Raw genomic sequence first — 16,967 nt, 5'->3', positions numbered from 1 at the left:
TGCAGTGATCAGGTGAGCGCAGGCTCCGCCTGGTGTGCGTCAACGCTCTCCATGATCCTGTCGTGAGAAGCGGCAGCCTTCAGGGCGTCCTTCTCGGCCTGGATCCGCACGAGCTCGGATTCCAGGTCCTGGACGCGCTGCTGGAGCCGTCGCATCTCGGCGAGGAGTCGCGGGTCGGAGCCGCCGACGTAACCGAGAAGCGCCTTTGCCATGATGGATGGTCCTCCACAATGAGTGACCGACCGATGCGGTGTGGGTCGTGAGGGATTCGCACCCGCGGTGCTTGGCAGGCCTGGAGTTGTGCTGCCGTTCAGCCATGCCAAACAGCTAAGGTGCGCGGGGCTTTCAGCGTCTCACCAAAAAGTTTGAGGGTCAACACGATCACGCCCCGTATTGGGGGACAACCGGGCGCATACGGCCGGGCGGCGGCGGCGTCGCGTTCCTCACGGGTCCTCGGGGCGTGGCGGTCATCCTGGCGGGCGCAGTTGCCGCTGGCAAGCCGTTCGCTTCGATCACCAGGACTTTTTTACGTCCGGGCGGTTCGCGGCGGGTCCTGTGCGGACCTCGGTGTACCCCCCGGGCGGCCCGCCCTCAGCGGATCGCGAAGCCGTCGTAGCCGCCGCGAGGTGTGTCCCAGATCTCGGTGACGCCATTCACGCGCCCGGGCGTGTCGCCGGCCTGGAGCCACTCCAGCAGACGCTCACAGCCCTCGCGGGAACCCTCGGCGACCACCTGCACCCTGCCGTCGCCGAGATTCAGGGCGAAACCCTGCAGGCCGCCGATCTCCAAGGCCTTGGCCCGGGTGAACCAGCGGAAGCCCACGCCCTGCACATGTCCACGGACCCAGGCCACCAGTCGCACATCCTCGCTCATGCCTGCAACCTAACCGGACAAAGTCACACCGGGCACTCCTCCCCCTTGCGCCATGCGGTAGCGTCCCCACCCATGAATCTCATATGAAACTCACTCGTTCGTGTGAGTTTCGTGATCGTCGAGTTTCGGGCTGGTCGCGAGACGCGGCCGACCGCCAGGACGAGGAAGGCCATACATGGGACGCCACCGACGCTCCGACGCCGGCCGCGCCGCCACGAGCCGCGCCGCCGGGGTCACCCACCACGACGGCTCCTACGGTGAAGGCCTGGACCCGCGAGGCGCCGTGACCGACGGCCCGCCCACGATGGGCACCGCCCCCTACCTGAACCCTGAGGCCTACGCGGAGACGTACGCCCACAGCCAGGCGTACCTGTATGCGACGGACGAGATGGCGGCCCCCACCGGTGGCACCGGCTTCGCCCCGGACGGCCGCCCGGACGCGGGCCCCGGCCCCGCCACGGCCGCGTACGCCCGCACGGCGCCCCCCGCCTACACCGCGCCCGCCGCGGACACCGTGGCGGCCCCGACCGTCACCGCTCCCACCGCCCCGGGCCCTCGCACCGCCCAGTACGACTTCACGGGTCACTCCTTCACCGGTGACGACCCGCTCCCCGAGTGGGACGTCACGCCCCGGCCCCGGCCTGTACGGACCGCCCGCACCGCCGTGACCTCGTCGGTCGGCGCGGACGACCGGCCCGCGAACGGGCGGCGCCGCAAGAAGAAGAAGGCCGCGACGCCGGTCCGCACCGGACTGCTCGGCGTGTCCGCCGCCGTGGCCATCGGCACGGTCGCGGTGGCCACCGGCGCGGTGCCGGGACTGGAGAACTACAAGCTCGGCGGCGACCGCGGCCCCGGCGACAGCGTGCAGGCCGGCGCCGGCGTGGCGACCAACCTGCCGACCGAGCAGGGCGGCACGTCCGGCTCCGCCGAGGCCCCGAGCCGCGACGCGTCGACTCCCGCGAGCCGCGACGGCGGACGCGCCACCTCCCCGGCGCCCTCGGCGACGCCGTCCACCCCGGCCGCGCCGACGAAGGCGCCCGAGGCGGAGAAGGCCCCGGAGAAGACGGAGTCCGCGGCCGCCCCGGAGAAGACCGAGGAGCCGGCCCAGGACCGCAGGACCGCGCCCGGCACCGAGCGGAAGGCCGGCGACCAGAGCCGGGGCAAGGGCCAGACCTCGGCCGAGTCCACCGCCGCCGCGGCGGTGCTGAGGCTGGTCAACGCCGAGCGCGCGAAGGTGGGCTGCAGCCCGGTCACCGCGGACGGCCCACTGACCGCGCTGGCCACGGCGTTCAGCGACGACATGGCAGACCGGGGCTTCTTCGACCACACGGACCCCGACGGCGACACCCCGTGGGACCGCGCCCAGGCGGCCGGCATAGGCAATCTCGGCGGCGAGAACATAGCCCGCGGCCAGGCCGACGCCGAAGCGGTCATGGAGGCCTGGATGAACAGCCCCGGCCACAAGGCGAACATTCTGAACTGCGACTTCAAGACCCTCGGCGTCGGCGTCCACATGGGCCCGGGCGGCCCCTGGTGGACGCAGAACTTCGGCTACTGATCCCCCACGGACGACTCGGCCCGGGCGCCGGCGGCAGCATCACCCAGCTCCTGGTGGTCTGCCGACCGGCGTCCTTGGTCTGTCTCAGGCGGGTGGCGCGGGCCCTTCCTCGTCGGCCCGCTTCGCCCTGAGGCGCTGCACCCCGATGACCAGCCACACCGGCGCCGGCACGACGGCAAGGATCAGCATGATCACCTGACCCCCGTCCGGGCGTGCGGCGAACCACAGCGCGATCATCGCGGTCAACAGGCCCGCGAGGGCGAACGCCACCGTCGGACCGGTCAGCGCGCTGCGTGCCCGCACGGCTCCCCCCTCTCGACAGGAGGGCGTCCACCCGAGGCGGCACCGGTCTCACAGAAGCGAACAGCCGGCAGCGGAAGCCCGCCGCATGCTTACCAGAGGTAAGCGCAACCCTTCGGCAAGCGCTGCTCTGAAGTACGCTGAGCGTATGACGACCACGCAGTCGGCCCCGGAGGACCGGGACCTCCCGTTCAACGTGTTCGCCAAGTCCTGCCCGTCCCGCGGCACGCTGGAACACGTGACCGGGCGCTGGGGCGGGCTGACACTGGGGGCGCTGTACGAGGGCTCGCTGCGGTTCAACGAGCTGCGGCGGCGGGTCGACGGCGTCAGCGAGAAGATGCTGTCGCAGACCCTCCACGCGCTGGAGCGTGACGGGCTCGTGCACCGTGAGGCGCAGCTGACGAACCCGCCCCGGGTGGACTACGAACTGACCCCGCTGGGCCGCGAGGTCGCCGAGCACCTGCTGGCGCTCATCCGTCTGCTGGAGGACCGTATGGACACCGTCCTGGAGGCCCGGGAGCGTTACGACGCGGCGCGCGGCGCCCGCTGACAGCGCGGACAGAAGTAGCTGGAGCGGTTCATCCACGCCCGCCGGCGTATCGGCGTCCCGCAGCGGCGGCAGGGCAGACCCTCGCGGCCGTACGCGTCCAGGGAGCGGTCGAAGTAGCCGGACTCGCCGTTGACGTTGACGTAGAGGCTGTCGAAGCTGGTGCCGCCGGCGACGAGGGCCGCGTTCATCACGTCGCGGACGTGGCCCAGCAGCTGCAGCGTGCGGGGGCGGGTGAGGCCGGCCGTCGGGCGCTCGTAGTGGATGCGAGCGCGCCACAGCGCCTCGTCCGCGTAGATGTTGCCGACGCCGCTGATCAGCGACTGGTCGAGCAGCGCCCGCTTGATCGTGGTCCGCTTGCGGCGCAGCGCCTGGTGGAAGGCCTCGTCGTCGAAGAGCGGGTCGAGCGGGTCGCGGGCGATGTGCGCGATGACGTCGGGCAGGCCGTCGGGGGTGTTGTCGTGCAGCGACAGACCGCCGAAGGTGCGCTGGTCGACGAAGCGCAGCTCGGTGTCGCCCGCCGGGCCCTCGTCCGGCGACTGCGGCTCGGTGAAGCGGATGCGGATGCGCAGGTGCTTCTCGTCCGGCGCCGCGTGCGGCTGCATCAGCAGCTGGCCGCTCATGCCGAGGTGGGCCAGGACCGACTGGTCAGTGTCCTCCAGCGGCAGCCACAGGTACTTGCCGCGGCGGCGCGGGACGCCGATGCGGTGGCCCTTCAGGCGGTGTGCGAAGTCGTCCGCGCCGGCGACGTGGCGGCGCACGGCGCGCGGGTGCAGGACCTCGGCGTCGGCGACGGTCCGGTGGGCGACCCACCGCTCGAGTCCGCGCCGGACGACCTCGACCTCGGGCAGCTCGGGCATGGCGTCCTCCCAGGACCGGTGGAACGAGCACCGAGCGCCCGCCCCGGTGCGGGGACGGGCGCTCGGGTCGCGCGTGCTACGTCAGGCGGAGGCCGACGGGGCGTCGGCGCTCTTGCCGGAGGCTTCGGCCTCGGCGGCCTGGACGACCTCTTCGGCCTCCTGAGCCGCCTTGGCCCGCTCGTCCGCCGCGGCCTTGATGGACCGCCACGCGGACTCGGCGGCCTGCTGCTCCGCCTCCTTCTTGCTGCGGCCGGTGCCGGTGCCGTACGAGACGCCTCCGACGCGGGCGGCAGCAGTGAAGGTCTTCTCGTGGTCGGGGCCGGTCTCCGTGACCAGGTACTCGGGCACGCCGAGCCCCTCGGTCGCGGTGAGCTCCTGGAGACTGGTCTTCCAGTCCAGGCCGGCTCCCAGGTTCGAGGACTTCTCGATCAGCGGGTCGAACAGGCGGTGCACCAGCTCCGCCGCCGATTCCAGGCCCTGGTCGAGATAGACCGCGCCGATCACCGCTTCGAGGGTGTCGGCGAGGATGGACGCCTTGTCCCGGCCGCCCGTTCCCTCTTCACCGCGGCCGAGCCGGATGAAGGAGCCGAGGTCGAGCCCGCGGCCCACCTCCGCCAGCGCACGCGAGTTGACCACCGCGGCCCGCAGCTTGGCCAGCTGGCCTTCGGGCAGGTCGGGGTGGGCGCGGTACAGCGTGTCGGTGACGACGAGGCCGAGCACGGAGTCCCCGAGGAACTCCAGCCGCTCGTTCGTCGGCAGACCGCCGTTCTCGTACGCGTAGGAACGATGTGTCAGCGCACGCACCAGAAGGGCGGACTCGACCTTGTAGCCGAGCCGCCCTTCCAGAAGCGTTGGGGACGAGGCCTGGTTGTCCGCAGAGTTTTTCTTCGGCGTGGACACAGTGCCTCTCACCAGCCGCTCAGACCTCGAGGACCTGGCGCTTGTTGTAAGTGCCGCAAGACGGGCACGCGATGTGCTGCTGCTTGGGCTCGTGGCAGCGCTCGCACGCAACCAGGGTGGGGACCGCAGCCTTCCACTGCGACCGGCGGTGGCGCGTGTTGCTGCGCGACATCTTCCGCTTCGGAACAGCCACGGCTACTTCTCCTGCTTCTCGTCGACGCCGGCATCGGCGCCGCTCATCTCGTCCTTCTCGCCGTCCTTCATGGTGCCGGCGAGTCCCTGCAAAGCCGCCCAACGGATGTCGACGGCGTCGTGATGGTGGTCCGGGTCGTCCGCCAGCCGCGCTCCGCACTCGGAGCACAGTCCCGGGCAGTCTTCCTGGCACACCGGCTGCATCGGCAGTGCGAGCACCACCGCGTCGCGCAGCACCGGCTCGAGGTCGAACAGGCCGTCCTCGAGGAGGAGCCGGTCCTCGTCGTCCTCGGCGTCGTCGCCCGGTTCCGCGATCACGCGGCCCCGGTCGTCGGCGTCAGGGTACGAGAACATCTCCTGGTAGTCCGCTTCGAGCTCCAGCTCGAGCGGCTCCAGACACCTTACGCACTCCCCCTCGGCCTTCGCACGGGCGGTGCCTGTGACGAGCACACCTTCCATGACCGACTCGAGCCGGAGTTCGAGCTCCACCGGGGCGCCTTCCGGCACTCCGACGACTCCCTTGATACCGAGGTCCTTGGGAGCGTCGACCGTACGGGTCAGGCGCTGCAGCGCACCGGGCCGCCGCCCCAGCTCGTGCGTGTCGAACACGAGGGGGTTGCGGTGGTCGAGGCGGGCGTTCAGAGCCATTCCTGCTTTCGATCTTCGAGCTCAGAGGGTGTCGCTGCCGTACGGGTGCGTTCCGGGCAGCGTGGATCGCGGTCATACGCGCGACCGAAGAGCCAGGATACTGGACCTTTCGCTCTCGGCCCAATCCGCCCCTACAGGCCCCGCTCGCGCTGGTACGCCTCGAGCTGCTCAGGCGTGATCATGCTGGTGTCGAACAGGCTCGTCTCGTCCAGCGCGTACCCCTGCTGGGGCTGCTGCGGCACGGGCTGGGCGGCCTGGCCGGGGTCGTACGCCTGCTGGGAGGCGTCGTAGCCCTGGTAGGCGGCGTACGGGTCGGCCTGGGCGTAGCCGCCCGCCTGGGCGTACGGGTCCTGGGCGCCGCCGTACTGCTGCTGGTAGCCGCCGTAGGGGTCGGCCTGCTGGGCGTCGTAGCCGTACGCGGGCTCCGGCTGGGCGTACGGCTGTGCCGGCGGCTGCGGGGGCTGCTGGGGCCTGGGCGGCTGCTGCGGCTCGGACCGGCGGCCCTGGGCGTCCTGCTCGGCGAGGGAGGCCAGGTCGGCGAGGTAGTCGGCGTCGCTGGAGTGCTGGACGGTGGTGGGGTCGTCGGCCAGCGCGCCCAGGTCGTCGGTGGCGATCCGGCCGTGCAGCTTCTGCCGGCCGCGGCCCACCGCCTCCAGGGTCTTGGCGAGCACCGCCTCGAAGGCGCCGAGCTTGACGTCGACGTAGGCGTCGGCGTTGCGGCGGAGCGTCTCCGGGTCGTGGCTGCGCTCCGGGGCGTCCTCGTCCTCGTAGCCCTGCTCGTCGAGGCCGGGGCCCGTGCCGAGCAGCTTCTCGCGGCCGCGGCCGACGGAGCCGAGGGTCTTGGTGAGGACGACCTCGAAGTTGGCGAGCTTGGAGTCGACGTAGTCGTCGGCCTCGGCGCGGATCTCCTCGGCATCCTTGCGGGCCTCGGCGAGGATCCGGTCGGCCTCGGCCTGGGAGCGGCGGGCGATCTCGGTCTCGGCGACGAGCGAGCCTCTCTGGGCGTGCGCCTCGGAGATGATGCGCTCGGCCTCGTGGCGGGCCTGTTCGACCATCTGCTCCCGGCCGCCGATCAACTCCTCGGCCTGGGCGAGGGAGTCGGGCAGCGCCGCGCGCACCTCGTCGAGCATGGCGAGCAGTTCGGCGCGGTTGACCACGCACGACGCCGACATGGGCATCGACCGGGCACTGGAGACCGCGGCGACGATCTCGTCCAGCTTCTTCTGCACGTCCACCGTGTGCTCGCCACTCTCTACAGCTGTGTTGGAGACGGAACGGGACGACTGTACGGCCATGGGGCGTCCGGTGGACACCGGATGCCCTCCACCGTCCGTGGCGCCGGGGCGCGTCAGTCCTTGTTCAGGCGTTCGGTGAGCGCCGCCAGGACCTCGGCGGGCACCAGGTGGGAGACGTCGCCGCCCCAGGCCGCGACCTCCTTGACGAGCGAGGAGGACAGGAAGCTGTAGGTCGGGTTGGTGGGGACGAAGAGGGTCTCCACGCCCGAGAGGCCGTTGTTCATCTGGGCCATCTGCAGCTCGTAGTCGAAGTCGCTGACCGCGCGCAGGCCCTTGACGATGGCGGGGATGTCGCGCTGCTTGCAGAAGTCGACGAGGAGGCCGTGGAAGGCCTCGACCCGGACGTTGCCGTACTCGGCGGTGACGGTGCGGATCAGGTCGATCCGCTCCTCGATCTCGAACAGGCCCTTCTTGGACTTGTTGATCATCACCGCGACGTAGACCTCGTCGTACAGCCGGGAGGCCCGGGCGATGATGTCGAGGTGTCCGTTGGTGATCGGGTCGAAGGACCCGGGACATACGGCGCGGCGCACTGGTGATTCCTCGCTCTCCGGTCCGGTCATCGTGCGTCTTCGCACGTAGAGGCGGCGCGACCGTACCAAAACGTTCCCTCGCCGTAACGACGGGCCCGGATGGCCTCGAAACCCGGCGGGAAGGCGAATTCTCCGCCTCTGGTGCTGCGCTCCACGGTGACGAGGGCGTCGTCGGCGAGCCACCCCTGGGAACGGAGTGTGAGGAGGATCTCCCGGAGATCGCCGTCGGAGACGGCGTAGGGCGGGTCGAGGAAGACGAGGTCGTACGGCTGCTCCGGCGGCGCGGTACGGACGATCTGTTCCGCTTTGCCGGACCTCACCTCGGCGCCGGGGAGACCGAGCGACTTCACGTTCTCCCGGACGGTGCGCGCCGCGCGGGCGTCGGCCTCGACGAGCAGGACGTGTCCGGCGCCGCGGGACAGGGCCTCCAGGCCGACGGCGCCGGAGCCGGCGTAGAGGTCGAGGACGCGTTCGCCGTCGAGAGGGCCGCCGAGCAGCGACTGCCAGGTGGAGAAGAGGCCTTCGCGCGCCCGGTCGGAGGTGGGTCGGGTGCCCTGCCCGGGCGGGACGGCCAGGCGGCGTCCGCCGGCGGTGCCGGCGATCACGCGGGTCATGTCCTCGGTCCTTGTCCGTGAGTACGGGTCGGTGTGTGCGCGTCGGTGTGTGCGGGCCGGTGGCCTGTCGTGGAGCCGGGGGCCGGTCCCAGTCTGTCAGCCCTTCTCCAGGTACTGCTCCCGCTCCTCGTCCAGCAGGGCGTCGAGCGCGGTGCGCAGGGCGGGCAGGCGCTCCAGGTCCGGGTCGGCGGCGACGACCCGGGCGGCCTCCTCGCGGGCCTCGGCGATGACCTCCTCGTCGTCGATGACGGCGAGCATGCGCAGGCTGGACCGGGTGCCGGACTGGGCCTGGCCCAGCACGTCGCCCTCACGGCGCTGTTCGAGGTCGATGCGGGAGAGCTCGAAGCCGTCGAGGGTGGACGCGACGGCGTTCAGCCGCTGGCGGGCGGCGCTCGCCTCGGGCATCTCGCTGACCAGCAGACACAGTCCGGGGGCCGAGCCGCGGCCGACGCGGCCGCGGAGCTGGTGCAGCTGGGAGACGCCGAAGCGGTCGGCGTCCATGATCACCATCACGGTGGCGTTCGGGACGTTGACGCCGACCTCGATGACGGTGGTGGCCACCAGGACGTCCACCTCGCCGGCGGCGAACCGGCGCATCACGGCGTCCTTGTCGTCGGGCTGCATCCTGCCGTGCAGGACCTCGACGCGCAGTCCGGCCAGCGGGCCCCGCGCGAGCTGCTCGGCGGTGTCCAGGACGGCGAGCGGGGGCCGCTTCTGCGCCTCGTCCTCCGGGGACCTCTTCTTCGCCTTGGCCCCGTCCTCCTCGTCGCCGATGCGCGGGCAGACCACGTACGCCTGGTGGCCCTTCTCCACCTCCTCGCGCACGCGCTCCCAGGCGCGGGCGAGGAAGTGCGGCTTGTCGGCGGCCGGGACGACGTGGCTGGCGATGGGCGAGCGGCCGGCCGGGAGCTGGTCCAGGACGGAGGTCTCCAGGTCGCCGAAGACGGTCATGGCGACCGTGCGCGGGATGGGGGTGGCCGTCATGACGAGGAGGTGCGGCGGCTGCTTGCCCTTGCCGCGCAGGGCGTCGCGCTGCTCGACGCCGAAGCGGTGCTGTTCGTCCACGACCACCAGGCCGAGGTCGTGGAACTGCACCTTGTCCTCGATCAGCGCGTGGGTGCCGATGACGATGCCGGCCTCGCCGGTGGCCAGGTCGAGCAGGGCGTGGCGGCGGGCCGCGGCGCCCATGGAACCGGTGAGCACGACCACCTTGGTGGCGTCGTCCGCGCCGCCGAGCATGCCTCCCTCGGCCAGCTCCCCCATCATCTCCGTGATCGAGCGGTGGTGCTGCTGGGCGAGGACCTCGGTGGGCGCGAGCATCGCCGCCTGGCCGCCCGCGTCGACGACGGCGAGCATGGCGCGCAGGGCGACCAGGGTCTTGCCGGAGCCGACCTCGCCCTGGAGCAGGCGGTGCATGGGGTGGTCGGTGGCGAGGTCGGCGAAGATCTCCTCGGAGACCTTGCTCTGGCCCTCGGTGAGCGTGAAGGGGAGCCGGTCGTCGAAGGCGGCGAGGATGCCGTCGGGCCGGGGGCGGCGGGGCACGGCCGGGAGCTGGGCGTCCGCGTACCGGCGGCGGGCGAGGGCGACCTGGAGGACGAACGCCTCGTCCCACTTGAGGCGGGCGCGGGCCTCCTCGATGTCCGCCTTGGTGTGCGGGCGGTGGATCTTCAGCAGCGCCTCGGGCAGCGTGACCAGGCCGCGGCCCTCGCGCAGCGAGCCGGGCAGCGGGTCGACGGCCTCCTGGGCGCCGGGCAGCACCGTCTGCAGCGCCTTGCCGATCTTCCAGGACTCCAGCTTGGCGGTGGCCGGGTAGATCGGGATGAGCGCACCCGCCCAGGTCTCCACGGTCTCCTCGGCGTCCCCGCGCAGCAGCTCGTAGGCCGGGTGGGCGAGTTGAAGGCGGCGGTTGAAGACGGAGACCTTGCCGGCGAACATCGCGCGGGTGCCCGGCAGGAGTTCCTTGTGCGGCTTGTGGACGCCGGCGCCGAAGAAGACCAGCGTCAGCCGGCCGCTGCCGTCGGTGATCGTCACCTCCAGGCGCTGGCCCTTGCCGCGCGGGGCGCGGCTGGAGGCGAAGGTGTGCAGCCGGGCGTCGGCGACCTGCGCGACCACGGTGACGTGCTCGTCCATCGGCAGGTCGGCGAGGTGGGTGAGCTGGCCGCGCTCCTCGTACCGGCGGGGGTAGTGGTGCAGCAGGTCGCCGACGGTGTGCAGATCGAGGTGCTCGGCCATCACCTTCGCGGTGGCGGGGCCGAGCACTTTCTTCAGTGGTTCGTCCAGTGCGGGCACGGGATCCATTGGACACCACTCCTCTGACACAGCGGGGACGGCGGGCCGCCTCCCCGGTCCGCGCCGGGCGGCTGCGGACGGGTCACTCGACGCCGATGAGGAGGACGGAGCCCTGCCGTCCGCCGTGGTGGACGACGGTGTCGACGGCCAGGTAGCCCTCGCGGACCCGGGCCTCCAGGCGTTCGGCGACGGACTGCGGGGCGCCGTCGCCGACGACCAGGGTCACCAGTTCGCCGCCGGCCGCGAGCATGCGGTCCAGGACGGCCAGCGCGGTCTCGGTGAGGTCCTGGCCGATGACCGCCACGTCCCCGTCGACCAGTCCGAGGACGTCGCCGGCCTGGCAGATGCCGGCCATGGTCCAGGACTGCCGCTCGGCCACGGTGACCTCGGCGTAGCGGGTCGCTCCGGCGGCGGAGGTCATGGCCACCACGTCCTCGTCGAAGCGGCGCTCCGGCTCGTGCACCGCGAGCGCCGCGATGCCCTGCACCGCGGAGCGGGTGGGGATGAGCGCCACCCGGACGCCCTCCGCCCGCACCTGCTCGGCGGCCGCGGCGGCGGTGTGGCGCAGCTCGGCGTCGTTGGGCAGCAGCACCACCTCGCGCGCGTGGGCGCGCCGTACGGCATGGACCAGCTCGCCGCTCGCGGGCGGCTCCCCGGGCCGGGCGAGCACGGCCGTGGCCCCGGCCTGCGCGTAGAGCCCCGCCAGGCCCTCGCCGGGCACCACGGCCACCACGGCCCGCTGGACGCGCTCGGCGGGGGTCCGCCCGGCGCCCGGCGCGTGCGCGTCCCCGGTGCCGAAGTGGGTGATCCGGATGCGGTACGGCCGTCCCGCCTCGACGCCCGCCTCCACGGCGGCGCCGGCGTCGTCGACGTGCACGTGGACGTTCCACAGGCCGTCGCCGCCGACCACGACGAGGGAGTCGCCGAGGGCGTCGAGCCGCTCCCGCAGCCGGGCGACGGCCGCGTCCCCGGCCTCCAGCAGGTAGATCACCTCGAAGGCGGGACCTCCGGGCTGCGGCCCGGCGTCGTCGTCCGCGCAGGGAGCGGCGACCGCGCCGGTGCGCGTGTGCGGGCCGGGCCCGCGTGCCGCCAGGCCCCGGGGCGTCTCCCCGGTGAGCGACTCCACCAGCGCCGCCAGGACGGTCACCAGGCCGCGTCCGCCCGCGTCGACCACGCCCGCCTGCCGCAGGACGTCCAACCGGTCCGGGGTCTCGGCGAGCGCCGTGCGGGCGCCCTCGTAGGCGGCGCGGGCCACCGCGCCGCAGTCGCCGTCGGCGCTCCCGGCCGCGTCGGCGGCGGCCGAGGCGACCGTGAGGACCGTGCCCTCGACGGGGTGCGCCACCGCCTGCCGGGCGGAGTCGGCCGCGTGCCGCAGGGCCAGTCCGAGGCCGGTGCCGTCGGCGTGCGCCGGGGCGTCGTCGCCGGCCAGCACCTGGGCCATGCCGCGCAGCAGCTGGGCGAGGATCGTCCCGGAGTTGCCGCGCGCGCCGATCAGCGCGCCGTGAGCCATCGCGCGTACCGCGTCGGCGAGGGTGGGGCGGCCTGGGTCCCCGCCGCCGCCCGCCTCGTGACCGGCGAACACCGCCTCCACGGCCGTGGCCGCGGACTCCAGCGTCAGATAGAGGTTGGTGCCGGTGTCGCCGTCCGCGACGGGATAGACGTTGATCGCGTCGATCTCCTCGCGGGCCCGTCCGAGCGCGTCGAGCGCGAGACCGCACCAGGCACGCACCGCGAGAGCATCGAACGTCTGCGGCACCTGCGGCACCTGCGCCTCCTCGAGCTGCTGGACGTGGCACGCAGCGTAGACGGTGGGCCCCCGCCTGCCGGAAGAGGGCCGCGGGCGGGGCCGTGAGCTGGCATGCTAGTTTCGTCCTACGGGTGCAGCCGTTGTATGCTGCTCCGGTTGCCCGATCCGATCGGGCGTCTCCCCTGGCAACGCCACTCAGATCCTCCCGGCTCTCCGAGCTCTGGATCTGGATCCCGGCCTGCCGGGATCAACCGTAAGTGCATCTGAAGTCTTTGGAGTGACCCGTGGCTGCCAACTGCGACGTCTGCGGCAAGGGGCCGGGCTTCGGCAACAACATCTCGCACTCGCACCGCCGTACGCCCCGTCGCTGGAACCCGAACATCCAGCGCGTGCGTACCGTGGTCGGCGGGACGCCGAAGCGCGTGAACGCCTGCACCTCGTGCATCAAGGCCGGCAAGGTCTCGCGCTGACGCAATCGCTGAGCGCGCGGCCACAGCCGGTATCGCCGCAACGAGCCGGTCCACCTCAGGGTGGACCGGCTTTTTGCTGTACCGGTACGCGCCGTGCGCGGCGGGGCGGCGGCCCCGACGGGACGCCTCCACCGCCCTAGGCGTCCGAGGCCTCGCCACGCCGCAGCGCCCACCCGTGGTCCACCGGGCCGATCCCCCCGCCGAGGGCGAAGCCCGACGCCAGCGCCCCGGTGACGTAGGCCTTCGCCGCGCTCACCGCCTCCGGGACCGTGTGGCCCTGGGCGAGGTGGGAGGCGATGGCGGAGGCCAGGGTGCAGCCGGTGCCGTGGGTGTGGCGGTTGTCGTGGCGGGGGGCGCGGAGCCAGTGTTCCTCCGTGCCGTCCGTGAGGAGGTCGACGGCCTCCTCCGACTCGCCGCCGGCGAGGTGGCCGCCCTTGATCACCACCCAGCGCGGGCCGAAGTCCAGCACGGCCGCGGCGGCCCGTCGCATGTCCCGCTCGGAGGTCACCCGCACGCCGGTGAGCTGAGCGACCTCGTCGAGGTTGGGGGTGGCCACGGTCGCGACCGGCAGCAGCTTCGTGCGCACGGAGTCCAGCGCCGACGCCGCCAGCAGCGCGTCGCCGTGCTTGGAGACGCCCACCGGGTCGACGACCGTCGGCGCGTCCGTGCCGGCCAGCAAGTCGGCGACCGTCCCGACGAGTTCGGCCGAGGACAGCATGCCGGTCTTGACCGCCTGCACGCCGATGTCGTCGACCACGCTGCGGTACTGGGCGCGCACCGCCTCCACCGGCAGTTCCCAGGCGCCCTGCACGCCGAGGGAGTTCTGCGCGGTCACCGCGGTGAGCACGCTCATGCCGTGTACGCCGAGCGCGAGCATCGTCTTCAGGTCGGCCTGGATGCCCGCTCCCCCGCCGGAGTCGGAGCCGGCCACCGTCAGTACCCGGGGCGGCGCGCTCATGACTCGATGTCCCCGAAGTGGTCCCAGCCGCCCTGGCTGGTCCAGGGCGCCCCGTCCACCGTCACCTGCGGCAGCGCGGACGGGTTGAGCACCTCGCCGATGACCTTCCAGCGTGCGGGCAGTTTCACGTCCGGCGGGAAGGTGGCGACGATCGCGTGGTCCTCGCCGCCGGTCAGCACCCACTGCATGGGGTCGACGCCGACGGCCTGCCCGATGTCGTTCATCTGCGAGGGGATGTCGATCGCCCCGGAGCGTACGTCGATGCGGACCTTGCTGGCCTCGGCGATGTGCCCGAGGTCGGCGATCAGGCCGTCGCTCACGTCGCACATGGCGGTCGCGCCGAGACCGGCGGCGGCCGGGCCCGCGTGGTACGGCGGCTCGGGACGCCGGTGGGCCTCGACGAAGGCGCGGGGGGAGCGGAACCCGCGGGAGAGCACCGCGTGCCCGGCCGCGGACCAGCCGAGCCAGCCGGTGACGGCGACGATGTCGCCGGGCTGCGCCCCGCCACGGGTCACAGGCTCCTGGTTGCGCAGGTCGCCGAGCGCGGTGATGGACACGGTGATGGTGTCGCCGCGCACGACGTCCCCGCCGACGACCGCCGCGCCGGCCACCTGGCACTCGTCGCGCAGGCCGTCCATGAGTTCGCTGGGCCAGGTCACCGGCAGTTCGGCGGGCACGACCAGGCCGAGCAGCAGCGCGGTCGGCACGGCGCCCATGGCGGCGATGTCGGCGAGGTTCTGGGCGGCGGCCTTGCGGCCGACGTCGTAGGCCGTGGACCAGTCGCGGCGGAAGTGGCGCCCCTCCACCAGGACGTCGGTGCTGGCCACGACCCGCCGGTCGGGCGCGGAGACCACCGCGGCGTCGTCGCCGGGGCCGACCCGGACCGCCGGGGTGGTGGTGAGACGGGAGGTGAGCTCCCTGATGAGCCCGAACTCCCCTAGCTCACCAACAGTGCCCTTCATTTCCCTTACGCCCCTTCTATCCCTGTCCGTGCCCGGTCGCGGGTCGTCCGAGTCCTCGCTACGGTCGAACTGACCGTCAACTTCTCTCGTGCCTGTACCCCGGCGCGCAAGCCCCGGTTCCCGCAGGTCTCCCCGCGACGAGCGGCGACGCGATACCGTGGCGTTCCTTTTCCCCACATGATCCTCGTGGCCGCCCTGGAGGTTCCGTGGTACAGGCGTACATCCTGATCCAGACGGAGGTCGGCAAAGCGTCGACCGTCGCCGATCTGATCGGCAAGATCCCTGGAGTCGTCCAGGCCGAGGACGTGACGGGTCCCTACGACGTCATCGTGCGCGCCCAGGCCGACACCGTAGACGACCTGGGACGCATGGTCGTCGCCAAGGTCCAGCAGGTGGACGGCATCACCCGCACCCTGACCTGCCCGGTGGTGCATCTTTAGCCCCCGTCTACCCTGTCCCGGTGAACTCCTTCCGTCACCGGCACGCCGTTTGCTCCGCCCTCGCGGTGCTGATCACCGTCGCGGGCTGCTCCTCGGCAGACGACGACGTGTCCGCGGCGGTTCCCAGCCCGGACGCGAAGGTCACCGAGCTGTGTCAGAACCTGGACGAGGTCCTGCCGGCGACGGTGGACGGTGAGAGCCGCGACGACCCCGAACCCGCGTCCGAACTGACCGCGGGCTGGGGCGGCGTGGCGATCATACTGCGGTGCGGTGTCGGGCGGCCGCCGAAGATGACGGATCCCAAGGTGGCCAACGGCCAGGACGCCGACGCGGTGCCCGGCGGCGTCAACGGCGTCGACTGGCTGATGGAGCGGCAGGGCGACGGCGTCCAGCGCTTCACCACGGCCAACCGCGAGGCGTACGTAGAGGTCGAGGTGGCCGACGGGCGGGACAGCACGGGTGTGCTGATCGATCTGGCCCCGGCCGTGAAGAAGGCGATCCCCGAGGGGATCGCCTCCTGACACGCGCGCGGGGTGCGGCTCAGCGCAGTCCGGTGGACCGGCGCAGCGCCGCCTGGATCAGCAGGTCGACGAGCTCCTGGTAGCTGACGCCGGTCGCCTGCCACATCTGCGGGTACATCGAGATGGGCGTGAAGCCGGGCATGGTGTTGATCTCGTTGATCACGAACTCGCCGTCCTCGGTGAGGAAGAAGTCCGCGCGGACCAGGCCCTCGCAGGAGGCCGCGTCGAACGCCTCGACCGCGAGCCGGCGCACCTCGGCCGTCTCCGCGTCGGTCAGCGGCGCCGGCACGACGCCGGGCGTGGAGTCGATGTACTTCGCCTCGAAGTCGTAGTACGCGTGCGCGTCCGGCGGGGGGATCTCGGCGGGCAGCGAGGCGCGCGGCCCGTCCTCGAACTCCAGCACGCCGCACTCGATCTCGCGCCCGCGCAGCGTCGCCTCGATCAGGATCTTCGGGTCGTGGCGCTGGGCCTCGGCGATGGCGTCGTCCAGGCCGGAGAGGTCGTCGACCTTGGTGATGCCGATGGACGAGCCGGCCCGTGCGGGCTTCACGAACAGCGGCCAGCCGTGCTCGCCGGCGAAGTCCACGATGCGCCTGCGGGCGGCGGCCTCGTCCTGGGCCCACTCGCGCGGCCGGATCACCAGGTACGGACCGACCTTGAGCCCGAAGGAGGTGAACACCCGCTTCATGTACTCCTTGTCCTGGCCGACGGCCGAGGACAGCACACCGGAGCCCACGTAGGGGATGCCGGAGAGTTCGAGCAGGCCCTGGAGGGTGCCGTCCTCCCCGTAGGGGCCGTGGAGCACCGGGAAGACGACGTCGACCTCACCGAGTGCCTTGGGCACCGATCCCGGCTCGCTGTACACGACTTCGCGGTCCGCGGGGTCGACGGGGAGCACCACCGCGCCCTCCGTGGACTCGGCGAGCTGGTCGACGCTGGGCGTGCGGCGCTCGGCGATCGCCATGCGTTCCGGTTCGTCGGCGGTGAGCGCCCACCGGCCGTCCTGGGTGATGCCGATCGGCAGGACGTCGTACCTGGTCCGGTCGATGGCCTTGAGGACGGCGCCGGCGGTGACCACGGAGATCCCGTGCTCGGAGCTGCGCCCGCCGAACACGACGGCCACGCGCGGCTTGCGCGACGGCGAGTCGGGGCTCTGGGGGAGGTTCTCGGTGCTCATATCGCGACGAGCGTACCCGCTGCCGGAGCCGGGACACAGCGCCCGCAACGCCGTGCGTGGGCCGAACGGAGGGGTCCGCCGCC

General features: G+C 72.4%; 20 protein-coding genes. 5 read left to right on the top strand and 15 right to left on the bottom strand.

Annotation, left to right across the window (positions count from 1 at the left end):
• Nucleotides 1-8: 8 nt before the first annotated feature.
• Complete coding sequence (locus ACF1AG_RS27305; RefSeq protein ID WP_006130460.1) at nt 9-212, bottom strand: hypothetical protein; 204 nt, start codon at nt 210-212, stop codon at nt 9-11.
• Nucleotides 213-591: 379 nt separating this feature from the next.
• Nucleotides 592-873 carry an acylphosphatase gene (locus tag ACF1AG_RS27300; RefSeq protein WP_359605966.1) on the bottom strand — a complete coding sequence of 94 codons (282 nt, stop codon included), beginning with the start codon at nt 871-873 and terminating at the stop codon, nt 592-594.
• Between the two features lie 175 nt (nt 874-1,048).
• Here ACF1AG_RS27300 and ACF1AG_RS27295 point away from each other — a divergent pair, with 175 nt between their 5' ends.
• Nucleotides 1,049-2,431 carry a CAP domain-containing protein gene (locus tag ACF1AG_RS27295; protein WP_359605968.1) on the top strand — a complete coding sequence of 461 codons (1,383 nt, stop codon included), beginning with the start codon at nt 1,049-1,051 and terminating at the stop codon, nt 2,429-2,431.
• A gap of 84 nt (nt 2,432-2,515) precedes the next feature.
• Here the strand turns inward: ACF1AG_RS27295 and ACF1AG_RS27290 are convergent, their stop codons facing one another.
• Nucleotides 2,516-2,734: a hypothetical protein gene (locus ACF1AG_RS27290; protein WP_359605970.1), complete on the bottom strand. Its 219-nt coding sequence runs from the start codon at nt 2,732-2,734 to the stop codon at nt 2,516-2,518.
• A 145-nt stretch (nt 2,735-2,879) separates the two neighbouring features.
• Here ACF1AG_RS27290 and ACF1AG_RS27285 point away from each other — a divergent pair, with 145 nt between their 5' ends.
• The gene (locus tag ACF1AG_RS27285) at nt 2,880-3,281 is read left to right on the top strand and encodes a helix-turn-helix domain-containing protein (RefSeq protein WP_163087067.1); all 402 of its coding nucleotides are present in this window, start codon (nt 2,880-2,882) and stop codon (nt 3,279-3,281) included.
• Here ACF1AG_RS27285 and mutM read toward each other — a convergent pair.
• The 9 genes from mutM to ACF1AG_RS27240 all read right to left on the bottom strand — a co-directional run bounded on the left by mutM (nt 3,254) and on the right by ACF1AG_RS27240 (nt 12,374).
• The gene (gene mutM / locus ACF1AG_RS27280; RefSeq protein ID WP_359605972.1) at nt 3,254-4,138 is read right to left on the bottom strand and encodes a bifunctional DNA-formamidopyrimidine glycosylase/DNA-(apurinic or apyrimidinic site) lyase; all 885 of its coding nucleotides are present in this window, start codon (nt 4,136-4,138) and stop codon (nt 3,254-3,256) included. The genes ACF1AG_RS27285 and mutM overlap by 28 nt on opposite strands.
• An 81-nt stretch (nt 4,139-4,219) precedes the next feature.
• A complete protein-coding gene (gene rnc / locus ACF1AG_RS27275; protein ID WP_359607694.1) occupies nt 4,220-5,038 on the bottom strand; it encodes a ribonuclease III in 819 nt (272 codons plus the stop codon).
• A 19-nt stretch (nt 5,039-5,057) separates the two neighbouring features.
• On the bottom strand, nt 5,058-5,231 hold the full coding sequence (rpmF, locus tag ACF1AG_RS27270; protein WP_003951102.1) for a 50S ribosomal protein L32: 174 nt from the start codon (nt 5,229-5,231) through the stop codon (nt 5,058-5,060).
• 2 nt (nt 5,232-5,233) lie between these two features.
• A complete protein-coding gene (locus ACF1AG_RS27265) occupies nt 5,234-5,878 on the bottom strand; it encodes a YceD family protein (RefSeq protein WP_359607692.1) in 645 nt (214 codons plus the stop codon).
• Nucleotides 5,879-6,009: 131 nt separating this feature from the next.
• The gene (locus ACF1AG_RS27260) at nt 6,010-7,113 is read right to left on the bottom strand and encodes an ATP synthase F0 subunit B (protein ID WP_359750204.1); all 1,104 of its coding nucleotides are present in this window, start codon (nt 7,111-7,113) and stop codon (nt 6,010-6,012) included.
• A 113-nt stretch (nt 7,114-7,226) separates the two neighbouring features.
• Nucleotides 7,227-7,706 (bottom strand): pantetheine-phosphate adenylyltransferase, encoded by a 480-nt coding sequence (coaD, locus tag ACF1AG_RS27255; RefSeq protein ID WP_359607696.1) that lies wholly within the window; start codon nt 7,704-7,706, stop codon nt 7,227-7,229.
• Between the two features lie 26 nt (nt 7,707-7,732).
• The gene (rsmD, locus tag ACF1AG_RS27250) at nt 7,733-8,320 is read right to left on the bottom strand and encodes a 16S rRNA (guanine(966)-N(2))-methyltransferase RsmD (protein ID WP_359607690.1); all 588 of its coding nucleotides are present in this window, start codon (nt 8,318-8,320) and stop codon (nt 7,733-7,735) included.
• Nucleotides 8,321-8,416: 96 nt separating this feature from the next.
• The gene (gene recG, locus ACF1AG_RS27245) at nt 8,417-10,618 is read right to left on the bottom strand and encodes an ATP-dependent DNA helicase RecG (RefSeq protein WP_387798518.1); all 2,202 of its coding nucleotides are present in this window, start codon (nt 10,616-10,618) and stop codon (nt 8,417-8,419) included.
• A gap of 73 nt (nt 10,619-10,691) precedes the next feature.
• Nucleotides 10,692-12,374, bottom strand: coding sequence for a DAK2 domain-containing protein (locus ACF1AG_RS27240; RefSeq protein ID WP_387798521.1), 1,683 nt, complete (start codon nt 12,372-12,374; stop codon nt 10,692-10,694).
• A 266-nt stretch (nt 12,375-12,640) separates the two neighbouring features.
• Between ACF1AG_RS27240 and rpmB the strand changes: the two genes are divergently transcribed.
• On the top strand, nt 12,641-12,826 hold the full coding sequence (gene rpmB / locus ACF1AG_RS27235; RefSeq protein WP_004924906.1) for a 50S ribosomal protein L28: 186 nt from the start codon (nt 12,641-12,643) through the stop codon (nt 12,824-12,826).
• A gap of 136 nt (nt 12,827-12,962) precedes the next feature.
• Here the strand turns inward: rpmB and thiD are convergent, their stop codons facing one another.
• A complete protein-coding gene (thiD, locus tag ACF1AG_RS27230; RefSeq protein ID WP_359750181.1) occupies nt 12,963-13,784 on the bottom strand; it encodes a bifunctional hydroxymethylpyrimidine kinase/phosphomethylpyrimidine kinase in 822 nt (273 codons plus the stop codon).
• The gene (locus ACF1AG_RS27225) at nt 13,781-14,746 is read right to left on the bottom strand and encodes a thiamine-phosphate kinase (RefSeq protein ID WP_190005336.1); all 966 of its coding nucleotides are present in this window, start codon (nt 14,744-14,746) and stop codon (nt 13,781-13,783) included. The genes thiD and ACF1AG_RS27225 overlap by 4 nt, the downstream gene beginning before the upstream one ends.
• Before the next feature lie 206 nt (nt 14,747-14,952).
• On the opposite strand from ACF1AG_RS27225, the gene ACF1AG_RS27220 reads away from it, so the two are divergent.
• Nucleotides 14,953-15,186, top strand: a complete 234-nt coding sequence (locus tag ACF1AG_RS27220) for an Lrp/AsnC family transcriptional regulator (RefSeq protein ID WP_004983019.1) — start codon at nt 14,953-14,955, stop codon at nt 15,184-15,186.
• 20 nt (nt 15,187-15,206) lie between these two features.
• A complete protein-coding gene (locus ACF1AG_RS27215) occupies nt 15,207-15,707 on the top strand; it encodes a DUF3515 domain-containing protein (RefSeq protein ID WP_086702266.1) in 501 nt (166 codons plus the stop codon).
• A 19-nt stretch (nt 15,708-15,726) separates the two neighbouring features.
• On the opposite strand, the gene ACF1AG_RS27210 is transcribed toward ACF1AG_RS27215, so the two are convergent.
• Nucleotides 15,727-16,884, bottom strand: coding sequence for a D-alanine--D-alanine ligase family protein (locus tag ACF1AG_RS27210; protein WP_359605137.1), 1,158 nt, complete (start codon nt 16,882-16,884; stop codon nt 15,727-15,729).
• Between the last annotated feature and the right edge of the window lie 83 nt (nt 16,885-16,967).

Source organism: Streptomyces sp. NPDC014764 (assembly GCF_043082785.1).
GTDB lineage: Bacteria > Actinomycetota > Actinomycetes > Streptomycetales > Streptomycetaceae > Streptomyces > Streptomyces althioticus.
The sequence above is the reverse complement of the archived record's forward strand: the minus strand, read 5'-3'. Positions and strand labels throughout refer to the sequence as shown.

Bases quoted from the DNA above. Each gene is read 5' to 3' on its own strand.
- ACF1AG_RS27265 (WP_359607692.1), bottom strand. From the start codon at position 5,878: ATGGCTCTGAACGCCCGCCTCGACCACCGCAACCCCCTCGTGTTCGAC.
- ACF1AG_RS27210 (WP_359605137.1), bottom strand. From the start codon at position 16,884: ATGAGCACCGAGAACCTCCCCCAGAGCCCCGACTCGCCGTCGCGCAAG.
- rsmD (WP_359607690.1), bottom strand. From the start codon at position 8,320: ATGACCCGCGTGATCGCCGGCACCGCCGGCGGACGCCGCCTGGCCGTC.
- ACF1AG_RS27225 (WP_190005336.1), bottom strand. From the start codon at position 14,746: ATGAAGGGCACTGTTGGTGAGCTAGGGGAGTTCGGGCTCATCAGGGAG.
- mutM (WP_359605972.1), bottom strand. From the start codon at position 4,138: ATGCCCGAGCTGCCCGAGGTCGAGGTCGTCCGGCGCGGACTCGAGCGG.
- thiD (WP_359750181.1), bottom strand. From the start codon at position 13,784: ATGAGCGCGCCGCCCCGGGTACTGACGGTGGCCGGCTCCGACTCCGGC.
- recG (WP_387798518.1), bottom strand. From the start codon at position 10,618: ATGGATCCCGTGCCCGCACTGGACGAACCACTGAAGAAAGTGCTCGGC.
- ACF1AG_RS27295 (WP_359605968.1), top strand. From the start codon at position 1,049: ATGGGACGCCACCGACGCTCCGACGCCGGCCGCGCCGCCACGAGCCGC.
- ACF1AG_RS27305 (WP_006130460.1), bottom strand. From the start codon at position 212: ATGGCAAAGGCGCTTCTCGGTTACGTCGGCGGCTCCGACCCGCGACTC.
- ACF1AG_RS27300 (WP_359605966.1), bottom strand. From the start codon at position 873: ATGAGCGAGGATGTGCGACTGGTGGCCTGGGTCCGTGGACATGTGCAG.
- ACF1AG_RS27285 (WP_163087067.1), top strand. From the start codon at position 2,880: ATGACGACCACGCAGTCGGCCCCGGAGGACCGGGACCTCCCGTTCAAC.